A 12,891-nucleotide genomic window follows, 5' to 3' on the forward strand; every position below is an offset into this window, starting at 1 on the left:
ACATGGCCCTGGTCACGATCGACACTTCCGCCGTGGCGGAGAACGATCGCCTGGACTTCTGGCGGTCGACCGTCTGCGACAACTTCGTCGCCCTGGACGTCACGCCCACGCCCGGGGGGCTCGTCACCGGGCGGGTCACCGCGGCGAACGTCGCGGACACCCACCTGCGCCGGATCTCCTCGGTGCCGCACACGTTCGTGCGGACCGAAGGGCAGGTCCGCCGCGCGGACGAGGACTATCTGCAGATCGCACTCGCCCGGCGGGGCCGCACCCTCATCGTGCAGGACGGGCGCGAGGCCGTCATCGGCCCCGGCGAGTTCGTCCTGTACGACTCCAGCCGCCCCTTCACCTTCGCCACCACCGACAGCTTCGAGTACTCGGTCTGCCTGCACCCCAAGCGGGACCTGCCCCTCTCGGCCGCCGAGATGGCCGCCTCGACCGCGATCACCTTCGACGGCAGGCGCGGGATCGGCGCGCTCCTGCCGCCACTGCTGTCGTCGTTGGACCGCGCGGTCGCGGAGGACCTGCCCGAGGCGGGCGAGGCCGCCCTGGCGCGCACCATCGGGGACCTGTTCGTGGCGCTCGTCCGCAGCCGGGTGCCCGACGGCGCGCCGAACCTGCACCTCGTGCGTGCCCGCGCGTACATCGCGGCGCACCTCGGCGACCCCGACCTCGACCCCGCTCAGGTCGCGGCCGCCTGCGCGATCTCGGTGAGCTACCTGCACAAGATCTTCGCCGACGCCGACGAGTCCGTCGCGGGCTCGATCCGCGAGCAGCGGCTGCAGGGCGCGTGGGCCGACCTGCGCACGCCGCACCTCTCGATCGGCGCGGTCGGCGCCCGGTGGGGCATGCCGGACCCGGCCACGTTCAGCCGGGCCTTCCGCAGCCGGTTCGGCTGTTCGCCCCGCGAGCACCGGCAGGCGCACGCCTGAACCTCCCAGGCCGTATCCCGTCCGCGGTGTCTCGGTCCACGGTGTCTCAGTCCGCGGTGTGTCGGTCCACGGTGTCTCAGTCCACGGTGTGGAAGCGGGTCAGGGTCGGCGGGGCGGCGAGCAGGTCGCCCAGCCCCGAGGCCCCCTCCCCCGCCCGCCAGGCCCGGTACGCGGCGTCGGCCTCGTCGGAGTCCCAGCGCTCGAACACGACCACGTGGGTGGGGTCGGTGGTGTCGACCAGCACCTCGACCCCGGCGCAGCCGGGGAAGGCGCGGGTGTCGACGAGGATCTCGCGCAGCGTGGCGAGCGAGGCCTCCAGGTCGTCGGGGCGGAGCGACAGGTCCAGGATCGCGGTGAGCACGACGGCATGGGATCACGGATCCGGCCCGTGAGCCAGGGTCGCTGCGCTACCGCGTCACCCGGTAGCGGAGCATCGTCCAGCCCGACGCCGCGAACACCCGGTGCTCGACCAGGCTCAGCGCGAACGCGCGACCCGGCGGCAGGAACGGCTTCCCGCCGCCGACGACCGTCGGCACCACGAAGGGCACGATCTCGTCGATCTGGTCGGCCAGGGACGCGGCCAGCGTGGCCCCGGCCAGGCCGAGGATCCCGTCGGTCTCCGCCCTGAGCCGCTGCACCTCCGCCACCGCGTCCGCGCTACGGACCAGCCGACAGCCGTCCGGAACCGCGGCGAGGGTGTCGGAGAAGACGATCCGGGGCGTCGCCACGTAGGCCCGGGCGAACCCCGCCTCGACCTCGGGCCCGTCGGCACGCTCGGGCGCCGACCAGAACTCGTCCATGATCTCGAACATCCGGCGTCCGAACAGGAACGCCGCGGTCTCCTCGGCCTGCGCGTTCGCGGCGAGGTGCACCTCGTCGTCCGGCACGGACCAGCCGAAGCCGCCGGACGCGTCCTCGACGAAACCGTCGAGGGAGGTGTTCATGCCGTAGCGGACGATGCCCATGCCGCTCCCCGGGTCGTGATCTCGAACGGCAGACCGTCCGAGCGGCGTGGGCTCATCGGTGGAGCGGGGCACAAGACCCCCGGACAGGCGAGAGGCCCCCAGGACGATGTCCTGGGGGCCTCTCGCGTCGTAGCGGGGGTAGGATTCGAACCTACGACCTCTGGGTTATGAGTCGGGAGCAGGAGGTCTCTGGGCGTCTCATGAGTGGCCCACATTTCGCCCTGACCAGCATCGACGGTCCCGCACCGTCTCAGGTCACCCCACCCCGGATCGACCGTCCCGCGGCGTCCTGGTCACAGTTCTGGTCACAGCCCAGCTCGCACTCGCCTGCCCACTGAGTGCCATCCCGTCGACCTGGCGCAGCCCGACCGCCCGGACGCCCGTGGGCGGCCCTCGACGCCACCGCCGGCCGACCTACGCACGCTCCGCCCACGGGTGGCCGGGTGGTAGCCCTCCGGGAGGTCGTCGGGATGGCACGGGCCTCCATCCTGTTGATCTGCCCGCCCGGCGAGGGTGCCGTTACCCAGACGCCTGACAGGACGCTCCTTACCTCAAGCGATACGTACTGTTCCGCATACCTCGACCGCCTTCAAGAACAACAATCTCCATTCGCCGAAGCTGATCTAATGCATGCTGAACCTGTCGCGAAGGAAGGCTAGTGCGGGATTCTATTTCAGCCCTAGTTGCCGCACCGTTCCCGAGGACATCAAGCACCTGCTCTCCTCCGCGAGGCAGCGAGACAGCCGATGGAAGCTTAGGCGGCTCAAGCTGTCGAGGAACACTCGGCCCCAGACGATATATACGCCCCCCGCGTTCCCCGTGAGCCTCCACCAGACCGGAGTCCACCAGTTCACCCAGAACACGCCTAGCGTCTCGTGAGTCCATAGGGAAAGTAGTTCGAAGTGTCTTATTGGTCCACGTCCGACCATGCCGCATCGAGGCAAGCACGTGTCGATGTGTATCGCCGAGGGACTTTCCTGACGCCACGTGAGCCAGCCATCGTAGATCGCTTGCCGCCAACAAGGTGTGATTGGGCATCAGAACCGAAAATCTGATGGCTTGATCATGGAAGCGCGGCGGAACCATTCCGGCCTGCCTGACCGCCTCAAGCACTGTCGGAATACCACTGGCAAGCGCGCTTCTACGACGCGATTTCCGGTGTTTGCAACCCGAACATTCTGGCAAATTCTAACCAAGTATCCGTTACGCGCCGAGGTTACGTTAGTATGCCCAAGCTTCGCTACCGTCAGCCCCCAGAGGCCGCCGGGGTTCGAGAGGACGAGCTGGCTAGTCTCTAGGCGAAGAGTAATCGCCTCACCAAGTGAGTACGGCCCGAGGTCCCTATGAACCAGTGCATTCGACAAAAGCTCACGCACAGCTTCGGCCGGATACTCCGTCTCATCTCTTCCCTGTCCGTCAGCACCGAATTGGACTCGAGTCCTGGTATTCCGCGAAACCCAGCGGAGAGCTTCATCTAGCATTACCGGGATAGGCCCATCAAACTTCCGCGCATCTACCGCCCTCGTTCCCGGCGGGTCATCCGGGCCGGGCGCCACGCTTGCCTGAATAACTAGATTTGGAAAGTACTGCTGAGGGTATGTTCCGAGCGAGAGAATACCGCCCAGCGTTAGCGTGCGATCACTACCAGTAGTTACGCCTGTCTTGTGCAGGATTTCAGCATCAGACATTTTGTCAAGCGAGGAGGACCCCTGGCGACAGTTCCGAAGATAGACCGTAACTAAGTCAGGATCGAGATCGCCCTCAGAGGTCCCATTGACGGGCTGAATATCAAACCTTGGCGTTTCCCTATTAGCCAGGAAGGCCTGCTCCTCCACATCAGATAACGGATAGTCGCCATCATAAGAACGGAGGTATGACTTCTTAGTCTTTGTGACCCGGCAGGGCTTCGAACTCCCAGGAAGCTCGTCAACTTCAGCCACAACGAGTTCCTTCGACTCAAACTGAACCGTTGACGCCGAGAAGGTTAGAGGCGGCTCGACAGAGTTCCGTACGGCAGCGCCTAGCGCTCGCTTGCACTCTGACGCGTCATAGACTCCGACGGCCTGGAAGCCCGCGTTCTCATCGAGCCCGAAGATGACGGTCCCGCCGCCCGGCGTGTTCCCGAATGCAGAGAGCGTTGGCGCTAGACTATCCGGGAAGCCACGCTGAGCACGCTTGACCTCGACCTCAGCGAGGTCGCTGCCCTCGGCCCGTAGATCGGCGACAAGGGTGGCCAGGTCGTCCGCCTGCATGGACGTAAAGTACATGGACGCGTGTTATTTGGTTATTTGACCCCCGCCTAGCGACTCTTGAGCGCCCAACTGGGCCGCTGACCAGCACATACGCCGCCTCCGCCTCGCTGGCGGAGCGTGTCAAACGTTGCGATTATCCGGGCAAGAAGCGGGGCATGTCGCGTGGGCCGCGCGCCGGACGGGGACCGGCCGGAGGCCGCACGCCCCGGCCGGCGGGAAGCGGCGCGGCGGCGGAGCCGCCGCCTTGATCAGGAAGAGAAAGTCTGAACCCCGCAGCCGCGGTCTGGCCGCGGTCTGGCCGCGGTCTGGCTGTCGGAGCCCGAGGCAACCGGTCTAGTCGTCCACGGGGGGCCGTCCGATGCGCTCGTCTTCGGCGTCACGTAGATGCTGGTACTGAGCTTCCGAGGGATGGCCGATCTTGCGAGCGGCGTCCAGCGCGGCCCGGAGGGTCACGGGGGCGAGACGAGACACGGTGGGCGCTTCCCGATCGGCCTGGGCGAAAACGACGTGAGAGAGCGGCTCAGGGGCAGCGCCCGCGAGCAGGAACAGCTCCCCGATGTAGAAGCGACCAAGGCCGACGTCCTGCCATCCATCTTCGTTCTCCAGGGCGCGGCGGCAGTCCTGGAGTGACTCCCACGCAGCATCGTGCCGGTGGGCCTTGCGCTCTAGCTCGGCAAGGTGGAGCAGGTCCGACGCGGAGTTAGGCTTCAGAGACAACATCTCCCGCATCACGTCGGCCGCCTCGGCGTAGGTGCCGAAGTCGACCAGCTTCCAGCGAAGAGTGGACAGTGTGCGTTCGTCGCGAGGCCGCCCCGCTGCCCAGTCATCGAGCAAGCGACGTGCCAGGGTCTTGTCGCCGAGCTGATCCGCTCGCTCGACCCAGACGAGTGGATTCTCGTCGGCTGGGTCGGCCGGAAACCACTCGCGGCGACTCAGGAACCACGCCTCAAGGTCTGGTTCCTGTATCTGCGGAGTGCCGTCCTCTTCCATGATCAGATCGAGGACCTTCGCAGTGTCCGGATGTCCCGAGTTCGTGAGGGCCGGCTGCGACGAGGTGCTGGCGATCGTACCCGCAGTACGTGTCGAAGTTCGCCATCTTGATCTTGTATTGCAGCCACACGTCGTCGAGTTGGCGATGCTCCGCCAGGAGGAGGCCGGCAAGTTCGGTCACTTCGGTCATGCCGTTGCCGGGTGCCTTATGGCGGCATGTCGCCTCCTCCTGGGCCAGCCACCGAACAAGGGCGAGGTCTTCGGGCTGATGACTCTCGTACTGGAGGACCCAGAGGACTGCTGCACGACGGGCTGCGTTCTCATCGCTGCCTCGCCCGTCAGCATCCAAGGCGGGCACGTACCGCAGCTCCTGCCAGTCAGCCGGGTTGCTACGCATCCGGGCCAGGTCGCGGCGTGCAGCGTCCAACATCGGATCAAGATCTCATACGGGTCAGACGCGTCGTTCGGCGGTCACCCGCCGTAGTGCCTGCAAACGCCAGATGATCACGATGCATAGACGGTATGGAGGTCCGGGCTGGGGCCTCGCCACATGTGAACGTGGGTTGCCGGGCAGGAAATGAGGTTCCTGGCCGGTAGTGCCACAAGATGTGGGAGGCCCCAGTGGAGCGGAAGCGTACGAGTGTCGGACTGGATGTGCACGCACGATCAGTGGTCGCGTGCGGGCTCGACGGGGTGACCGGGCAGCTGCATGAGCGCCGGTTGACCCCGGACCACGACGAGCTGATGGCCTGGCTGCAGGCTCTGCCGGGCCCGGTGGAGGTCGTCTACGAGGCCGGGCCGACCGGGTTCGGGCTGGCCCGGTTCCTCACCGACGAAGGCCTCCGGTGTCAGGTGGCGGCGCCGTCACGGCTGCAGCGCCCGTCCGGGGACCGGGTCAAGACCGACAAGCGCGACGCCCGGCACCTGGCCCGACTGTTGCACCTCGACGAGATCGTCCCGGTGACGGTGCCGAGCATCGCCCAGGAAGCGGCCCGGGACGTGGCACGGGCCCGGGAGGACGTCCGCGGTGATCTGATGGCCGCCCGGCACCGGTTGTCGAAACTGCTGCTGCGCCACGGGATCATCTACTCCGGCGGGAAGCCTTGGACGATCAACCACGATCACTGGCTGCGAGCCCGCCGGCGACTCCCGATCTTCACCGCCCAGCCCGGCCTGGGTCTGACCTTCGACATCGCCTACGACACCCTGCTGGCCACTCTGGCCCGCCGCGACCGTCTCGATGCCGCGATCGCGGAGATGGCCGCCCACGGCGAGTACGCGCCGGTCGTGGCCAGGCTGGGGTGTCTGCGCGGGGTGTCGACGCTGACCGCGTTCGGACTCGCCACCGAGATCGGGGACTGGCGCAGGCTCTCCGGGCGTTCGATCGGCGCCTACCTCGGTCTGGTCCCGACCGAGTCCTCCTCCGGCACGACCCGCTCACAAGGCTCGATCACCAAGACCGGCAACGGACACGCCCGACGCCTGTTGATCGAGGCGGCGTGGCATCACCGCCGCCCGCTACGACCCAGCGCGGTCCTGCGCCGCCGGCACGAACACGCCGGGCCGGCGGCCCGAGACCGCGGAGAGCGCGCCAACCGGCGCCTGCACGCCCGCTGGGTCGGGTTCGACGCCCGCCGCAAGCTGCCGGTCGTGGCGAACACCGCGATCGCCCGCGAACTCGCCGGATGGTGCTGGTCCCTCGCCGTCCTCGACGGCCCTGACTGACCGGGCCACCCTTGATCGTCCGGACCCGGGCCCGGTGGTGACGGCTGCGCCTGTGAGCGGACCCGCGACACACCTATGAGCGACCAGCAACCGCTGCCACCCCGTCGCCGGGGAGCGGAGAACCTGCTGGTCACGCTCGTGCCTAGACCGCGGAACCCGCCACGCCGAACAGTCCGTCCTGCGGTATCCAACCCGCGAATATCAGACTGACAACGCGTCGAACGCCGACACGCTCGCCACCACCAGCACCCGTCCCGTCCGGACATGAAGCGGTGCCCACGACGACGGTCATGGGCACCGCTTCACCCTGCCCACTTGACAGAACGCCCTACATATCAGGTGTGAATGGTTTGATCTTCGCTCGGTGCCTACGCGGCGTGGGCTATCTCGTCCATGGACTTGATCAGAGCGTCGGGCTCGAAGGAGCGTAAGGCTCGGTCTTTGCCGGGCTTGTTGGCGTAGGCGATGGCAGCGGTTCCGGCGGCTCGGGCCGCTTGAATGTCGGTGATCGAGTCTCCTACGAGGACGGCGTCGGCTGGTTTCGCGGCGAGCTGTTCGAGGGCGCGGTCGAGGAGGTAGGGCTCCGGCTTGAGGTCCTGGGCCCGGGCGCGGGTCCTGCCGACTACGCCATCGATCTGCTCGGCCAGGGCGTGCGCGTCGATGAACGCGTGGATGGCCCGCTCAGAGTTGTTGCTGACGATGGTCACCGTGTGTCCGCCAGCTCGTAGCGACTCGATGGCCTCCGCGACTCCTTCGGTGAGAGTCAGGTCGGCCACGGCGCGGACCTCGTAGGCGGTGAGCGCCTGCTCGGCTGCGTCGGCCTTCAGCCGGTCGAGTCGCGCCCAGGCGTAGCGGAGGACGTCGAACGGGTCGTCGCTGTAGCTGGCGGTGTCGTCGCCCATCTCGCGCCAGGCCGCGGCTCCGAGCGCCCGCCGCACCGTGTCAGCGGCATGCTTGCTTCCACGCGCGCTGAACACCGCGCAAACGGGACCGTCGAAGTCGAGAAGGACGTGGCGGCGCTCCTCGAGGAGCTTGGCGAGGTTCACCGGGAGAACGGTCGCGCGACGCTGCCCCACACGCTGTCGAACCACATCTTCGACTGGGCGACGTACTGGGAGGCGAGGGTGTCGGGGTCGCTGTCGGCGCTGTGGTGGAACAGCGTGGCGTCCTTGCCCATCAGATCCCACATGGGGACCTGGTCGCCGTCGAGCTTCACCGTGTGCTCCTGCACCGGGTAGTAGCCGAAGAACACCTCGGCATCGTTGATCACGTAGAGCTTGAACAGCGGCACCGCGGGCGCGACCCGCACCTCTGCGGCGGCGTCGGTGACGAGGCCGAGCTCGCCGAGCTCGTTGACCGCCTCGACGACGGCCTCGGTGTGGCGCTGCATGATCCCGGTCGCCCGCGCCCGGAACGCCGGGCTGTCCGCAAGCCCGTCGACGGTCGCCGGGAGGGCCCAGGGCTGCGCTGGGTCCGGGACGAGGATCCGGACCCGGATTGACTCGGGGCGCACCTGGCCGGCCCGGATCTTGTCGAGCGGCTCGGACATCGCGCCGTGCAGGGTCTCGCCGGAGAACCCGGCGAAGTCGATGGTGACCTTCTCGGCCTCGAACGCGCGCTCGATGTGCGGCCGGAGCCCAACGGGGCGCTCGGTGCGCTCACGCACGAACACCCCGCTCCCCTGCCGGGAGACGACGAGGCCCTCCTCGCGTAGCACGCGGATGGCCTGCTGTGCGGTCATGCGGGCGACGCCGTAGCGCTTGGCCAGCTCAGGCCCGGACGGCAGTTTCTCCCCGGGCTTGAGCGAACGTGTCAGGATCGCTGCACGTAGAGCGCTCGCCACCTGCCGGTACGGCGGGCGCGGGTCGTCGGGGTCCAAGTCCTGCATGCCATTCACCCTACGTGCTCCCGCATAGGCTGACTAGGCCACCTGGGTGGACTATGTCGTAACCTGACCAACATGACTAAGGCGCACAGGCGGCACATGCTACGGTCGGACTACGCCCTGAGATCGGGGCACACTTCGACCAAGGAGCACCAGTGCGAGACATCCCTGTCAACCTCGGCGGCTACAAGCTGACCGTCGTCGAACCGCCCGCCCCGAAGATGCGTGAGGACGCCAACGGCGCCCAGGTGCCCGTCACCGACCGCGACGGCGCCACTCAGTTCACGGTGTCGTTGTTCGCGAAGCTGCGGGTCAAGCCCGGCGAGCGGGCCCCGAAGGGTGAGGAGATCAAGGTGACGTTGGGGACCGATCCCGGTCCGGACTTCGGTGAGGATGTGCGGGTCGAGTTGCTCGACGCCCGCATCAGCCCGTACCAGATCGAGACCGCCGGGCGGGTCAACGCCGGACTGGCCTGGCGGGCGATGGGCATCAAGCACGCCGGTCCCGCCCCGGCACCGCGGCCGTCCGGGGACAAGTGATGTCCCGTCCGGAGTGGCTGCCGACGACGCATGTGGAGGTCGGGCTGAGGTTCCCCCGCTTGCTCGGAGATCGACGATCATGGCCGAAGGGCCGTGTAAGGAGTCTCCGTGGCAGCACCGAAGAAGTACCCCGACGAGCTGCGTGAGCGCGCTGTCCGTCTCTACCGGGAGTCCGACCCCAAGCCGGTGATCCGGCGGCTGGCCGAGCAGTTGGGCGTGCACCACGAAGCGCTGCGGAACTGGATCCGCCAGGCCGAGGCCGACCACGGCGAACGCCACGACCGCCCGACCACCGCCGAGTCCGAGGAACTGCGCCGGCTGCGCAAGGAGAACACCGAACTGCGCCGCGCGAATGAGATCCTCAAGGCGGCGAGCGCTTTTTTCGCCCAGGAGATGGACCCGACAAGGAAGAGGTGGTGAAAGCCGTCGAGGCGCTGAAGGGCCGGTTCGGGATCGCCCCGATCCTGAAAGTCCTCGGTGTCGCCGCGTCGACCTACTACGGCTGGCTCGCCCAACAACGCGACCCGTCGCAGCGGCGCCGCGCCGACACCGAGCTACTCGAACAGATCCGCGAGATCCACGACCGCTCCGGCGCCACCTACGGCGCTCCGCGAGTACACGCGACCCTGCGCCGCCGCGGACGCCACGTCTCCCGCAAGCGAGTCGAGCGGCTGATGCGCGAGCACGGGCTGCAGGGCGCGTTCCTACGCAAACGCTGGCGTGTCGCCTCGACCAGGCAGAACCCGCACCACACCCCGGCTCCCGACCTGGTCAACCGCGACTTCACCGCCGCAGCGCCAGACCGGCTGTGGGTCGCCGACGCCACCCGGATCCCGTGCGGGGAGGGCGTGTTCTGGCTGGCCGCGGTCCGCGACGCCTTCTCCAACCGCATCGTGGGCTGGCGCTGCTCGGACCGCTGCGACACCGACCTCATCCTCGGCGCGCTCGAGTACGCGGTCTGGACCCGCAACGTCGCCAGCGGACAGATAGTCCACCACTCGGATCGCGGCTCGAACGGCGGATTCAAACGGTCGTCGCAACACCCTGATCACGGAGGAGTCCAGGGATGGCGACGAAGGACTGGAGCAGGAGGACCGGCGATATGCCCGAGGGGCTTCGCCGGCAGTGGCGTGCTGATCGGGCGCTGCGGCCGCCGATGCGTTCCCCTGGGCGGCCAGAGCCGTCGCGGGTGGTGCAGCGACAGTTCTGGCGGCTGATCGCCACGGGTGTCACGACGGTGGAGGCGTCGTTGGCTGTCGGCGTGTCGTGGCCGGTCGGTGCCCGCTGGTTTCGCCACGCTGGCGGCATGCCGCCGATCTTGCTGACCGAGCCGTCGGGTCGCTGCCTGAGTTTCGACGAACGCGAGGAGATCGCGATCTTGCGCGCCAAGGGCAAGGGAGTCCGTGAGATCGGCAGGGCGATCGGGCGGGACCCCGGGACGGTCTCACGCGAACTACGCCGCAACGCCGCCACCCGTAGCGGGAAGGTGGAGTACCGCGCCGGGGTGGCGCAGTGGAAGGCCCAGCAGGCTGCGAAACGCCCGAAGACCGCGAAGCTGGTCGAGAACCCGCGGCTGCGCGAGTACGTCCAAGACCGGCTCGCGGGCAACGTCCGTAGACCTGACGGCACGATCGTCGCGGGTCCGACACCGCCGGTCTGGAAGGGGCTCAACAAGCCGCACCGGGCAGACCGTAGATGGTCGCTGGCGTGGAGCCCCGAACAGATCGCGCAGCGCCTGAAGGTGGACTTCCCCGATGATGAGTCCATGCGCATCAGCCACGAGGCGATCTACCAATCGCTGTTCATCGAGGGCCGCGGTGCGCTCAAGCGTGAGCTGGTCGCGTGCCTGCGGACAGGGCGTGCGCTGCGGGAGCCGCGGGCGCGATCCCGGAACAAGGCGCAGGGTCACGTGACCGCCGATGTCGTCCTGCGCGAGCGTCCCGCTGAAGCCGAGGATCGCGCCGTTCCCGGGCACTGGGAGGGCGACCTGATCATCGGCACCGGGAGGTCGGCGATCGGCACGCTCGTCGAGCGCAGTAGCCGCTCGACGCTGTTGGTGCACCTGCCGCGGGAGCAAGGCTGGGGCGAGAAGCCGTATGTCAAGAACGGGCCGTCGCTGGGCGGCTACGGGGCCGTCGCGATGAACGCCGCGCTGACCGCGTCGATGACGAAGCTGCCCGAACAGCTACGCAAGACGCTGACCTGGGATCGCGGCAAGGAGCTCTCGGGGCACGCGCTGTTCGCAGTCGAGACCGGGACGCGGGTCTTCTTCGCCGACCCCCACTCACCATGGCAACGCCCGACGAACGAGAACACCAACGGCCTACTGCGCCAATACTTCCCCAAAGGAACCGACCTATCGCGCTGGTCCGCCGAGGAACTCGAGGCCGTCGCTCACGCACTGAACAACCGACCCCGCAAGGTCCTCGGATGGAAGACCCCTGCCGAGGTCTTCGAAGAGCAACTACGCTCGCTCCCGCAGCCCGGTGTTGCATCGACCGGTTGAACCCGCCAACTATACGTCTCTAAGATTCGGGCAGCGCCTGGAAGACCACGGGATTCTCGCGTCGATGGGTTCGGTCGGCGATTCCTACGATAACGCGCTCATGGAGAACTTCTTCTCCACACTCAAGACCGAGCTCGTCTACCGGAAATCGTGGCGGACCCGCGAGGAGGCAGAGAACGAGCTGTTCGCCTACATCGACGGTTGGTACAACACCGAACGCATCCAGGCCCGCCTCGGATGGCTCTCACCGGATGAGTACGAGGCCACCTGGCACGCCCAGGAGGGCGTCCTGGACGATCAACCCGCATCACCCGCCAACGGGGCCGACCCGGCCCCGGTCAGCTAATCAGCACTCCGAGCCGGCGGGGGAACCTCAGGCTGCACGTGTACGAGACCACCCGCTACGCCACCCACTTCTACCCCGAGCAGGACCGCGCCACAGTCCGGATCGACGGCAAGGATGCGCACGTGACCGTGTTCGGCCACCACGGCGACCTCGTCCGCCTGCGCGACGTCCTCACCGACGTCGTCACCCAGCTCGAAACCGCGCGCAGCCAGACCAGCGCCACCAGCACGACCGCGGCCTGACCGCCGCCGCTTCCGGGCACGGGGCAGCCGACCCCCCTTGTGGATCGGCGAAATCAGCAGCAATTCCGCGGTGGCTGCCCCCTGCCCGAAAACAGGCCCACCACCAGGAGACCCGCCCCGATGAGCACCTGTCCCGACTGCACCGGCTCCGGCTCGTGCGACACCTGCGACGGCTACGGCACCACCCCTGCGACCCACCCCGGCGCCGACGACGGCCAGGACTGCCCGGCCTGCACCGCGGGTGAGTGCCCGACCTGCCACGGCACCGGAATCCCCTGTCCCGCAACCACTCCCAAGGAGCTGTCATGCCTTTGACCACCGCCCGCAGCAGTCACGGCCGGGTCCGCCAGCCCGCCCACGGCGTCGGGCGCCTCTTGCGCCGCCTCGACCGCGAACGCCGCCGGTTCCTGCACGCCACCACCCCCGAGATCCCCACCGAGCAGGCCTGGCGCGCCGGAGTCGCCGAAGGCCTCCGCCTCGCGCAGCTCGCCATCCGCAAGGGAGTCTGA

General features: G+C 68.0%; 15 protein-coding genes. 9 read left to right on the top strand and 6 right to left on the bottom strand.

Annotation, left to right across the window (positions count from 1 at the left end; genetic code table 11):
- The first annotated feature begins 2 nt into the window (after window positions 1-2).
- On the top strand, window positions 3-932 hold the full coding sequence (locus L3X23_RS19885; protein ID WP_237193623.1) for a helix-turn-helix domain-containing protein: 930 nt from the start codon (window positions 3-5) through the stop codon (window positions 930-932).
- Between the two features lie 76 nt (window positions 933-1,008).
- Here the strand turns inward: L3X23_RS19885 and L3X23_RS19890 are convergent, their stop codons facing one another.
- The 4 genes from L3X23_RS19890 to L3X23_RS19905 form a co-directional block, all read right to left on the bottom strand.
- Entirely contained in the window at window positions 1,009-1,293 is a 285-nt protein-coding gene (locus L3X23_RS19890) for an antibiotic biosynthesis monooxygenase family protein (RefSeq protein WP_237193624.1), read from the bottom strand.
- A gap of 46 nt (window positions 1,294-1,339) precedes the next feature.
- The gene (locus L3X23_RS19895) at window positions 1,340-1,897 is read right to left on the bottom strand and encodes a dihydrofolate reductase family protein (protein WP_237193625.1); all 558 of its coding nucleotides are present in this window, start codon (window positions 1,895-1,897) and stop codon (window positions 1,340-1,342) included.
- 1,037 nt (window positions 1,898-2,934) lie between these two features.
- On the bottom strand, window positions 2,935-4,149 hold the full coding sequence (locus tag L3X23_RS19900) for an RNA-binding domain-containing protein (protein ID WP_237193626.1): 1,215 nt from the start codon (window positions 4,147-4,149) through the stop codon (window positions 2,935-2,937).
- Between the two features lie 333 nt (window positions 4,150-4,482).
- The gene (locus L3X23_RS19905; protein WP_237193627.1) at window positions 4,483-5,139 is read right to left on the bottom strand and encodes a hypothetical protein; all 657 of its coding nucleotides are present in this window, start codon (window positions 5,137-5,139) and stop codon (window positions 4,483-4,485) included.
- Between the two features lie 606 nt (window positions 5,140-5,745).
- Between L3X23_RS19905 and L3X23_RS19910 the strand changes: the two genes are divergently transcribed.
- The gene (locus L3X23_RS19910; RefSeq protein ID WP_255733978.1) at window positions 5,746-6,864 is read left to right on the top strand and encodes an IS110 family transposase; all 1,119 of its coding nucleotides are present in this window, start codon (window positions 5,746-5,748) and stop codon (window positions 6,862-6,864) included.
- Window positions 6,865-7,232: 368 nt separating this feature from the next.
- Here the strand turns inward: L3X23_RS19910 and L3X23_RS19915 are convergent, their stop codons facing one another.
- Both L3X23_RS19915 and L3X23_RS19920 read right to left on the bottom strand, forming a co-directional pair.
- Window positions 7,233-7,910, bottom strand: coding sequence for an HAD family hydrolase (locus tag L3X23_RS19915; RefSeq protein ID WP_237193629.1), 678 nt, complete (start codon window positions 7,908-7,910; stop codon window positions 7,233-7,235).
- Window positions 7,907-8,752, bottom strand: a complete 846-nt coding sequence (locus tag L3X23_RS19920; RefSeq protein ID WP_237193630.1) for a winged helix-turn-helix domain-containing protein — start codon at window positions 8,750-8,752, stop codon at window positions 7,907-7,909. Before L3X23_RS19920 ends, L3X23_RS19915 begins: the two co-directional genes overlap by 4 nt.
- Window positions 8,753-8,904: 152 nt before the next feature.
- Between L3X23_RS19920 and L3X23_RS19925 the strand changes: the two genes are divergently transcribed.
- The 7 genes from L3X23_RS19925 (at window position 8,905) to L3X23_RS19955 (ending at window position 12,891) form a co-directional block, all read left to right on the top strand.
- A complete protein-coding gene (locus L3X23_RS19925; protein ID WP_237193631.1) occupies window positions 8,905-9,288 on the top strand; it encodes a hypothetical protein in 384 nt (127 codons plus the stop codon).
- 108 nt (window positions 9,289-9,396) lie between these two features.
- A complete protein-coding gene (locus tag L3X23_RS19930; RefSeq protein WP_237190013.1) occupies window positions 9,397-9,708 on the top strand; it encodes a transposase in 312 nt (103 codons plus the stop codon).
- Window positions 9,705-10,505 (top strand): IS3 family transposase, encoded by an 801-nt coding sequence (locus L3X23_RS19935; RefSeq protein WP_237193632.1) that lies wholly within the window; start codon window positions 9,705-9,707, stop codon window positions 10,503-10,505. The genes L3X23_RS19930 and L3X23_RS19935 overlap by 4 nt, the downstream gene beginning before the upstream one ends.
- On the top strand, window positions 10,391-11,794 hold the full coding sequence (locus L3X23_RS19940) for an IS30 family transposase (protein ID WP_237190097.1): 1,404 nt from the start codon (window positions 10,391-10,393) through the stop codon (window positions 11,792-11,794). The genes L3X23_RS19935 and L3X23_RS19940 overlap by 115 nt, the downstream gene beginning before the upstream one ends.
- On the top strand, window positions 11,775-12,140 hold the full coding sequence (locus L3X23_RS19945) for an IS3 family transposase (RefSeq protein ID WP_308116924.1): 366 nt from the start codon (window positions 11,775-11,777) through the stop codon (window positions 12,138-12,140). Before L3X23_RS19940 ends, L3X23_RS19945 begins: the two co-directional genes overlap by 20 nt.
- Window positions 12,141-12,178: 38 nt before the next feature.
- Entirely contained in the window at window positions 12,179-12,382 is a 204-nt protein-coding gene (locus L3X23_RS19950) for a hypothetical protein (protein WP_237193634.1), read from the top strand.
- A gap of 305 nt (window positions 12,383-12,687) precedes the next feature.
- Window positions 12,688-12,891, top strand: coding sequence for a hypothetical protein (locus L3X23_RS19955; RefSeq protein ID WP_237193635.1), 204 nt, complete (start codon window positions 12,688-12,690; stop codon window positions 12,889-12,891).

It is taken from the genome of Pseudonocardia sp. WMMC193, assembly GCF_021728735.1.
GTDB lineage: Bacteria > Actinomycetota > Actinomycetes > Mycobacteriales > Pseudonocardiaceae > Pseudonocardia > Pseudonocardia oroxyli.

Excerpts from the sequence above, each read along its gene's own strand:
- L3X23_RS19885 (WP_237193623.1), top strand. The coding sequence starts at position 3 with ATGGCCCTGGTCACGATCGACACTTCCGCCGTGGCGGAGAACGATCGC.
- L3X23_RS19895 (WP_237193625.1), bottom strand. The coding sequence starts at position 1,897 with ATGGGCATCGTCCGCTACGGCATGAACACCTCCCTCGACGGTTTCGTC.
- L3X23_RS19900 (WP_237193626.1), bottom strand. The coding sequence starts at position 4,149 with ATGCAGGCGGACGACCTGGCCACCCTTGTCGCCGATCTACGGGCCGAG.
- L3X23_RS19905 (WP_237193627.1), bottom strand. The coding sequence starts at position 5,139 with ATGGAAGAGGACGGCACTCCGCAGATACAGGAACCAGACCTTGAGGCG.
- L3X23_RS19910 (WP_255733978.1), top strand. The coding sequence starts at position 5,746 with ATGTGGGAGGCCCCAGTGGAGCGGAAGCGTACGAGTGTCGGACTGGAT.
- L3X23_RS19920 (WP_237193630.1), bottom strand. The coding sequence starts at position 8,752 with ATGCAGGACTTGGACCCCGACGACCCGCGCCCGCCGTACCGGCAGGTG.
- L3X23_RS19940 (WP_237190097.1), top strand. The coding sequence starts at position 10,391 with ATGCCCGAGGGGCTTCGCCGGCAGTGGCGTGCTGATCGGGCGCTGCGG.
- L3X23_RS19955 (WP_237193635.1), top strand. The coding sequence starts at position 12,688 with ATGCCTTTGACCACCGCCCGCAGCAGTCACGGCCGGGTCCGCCAGCCC.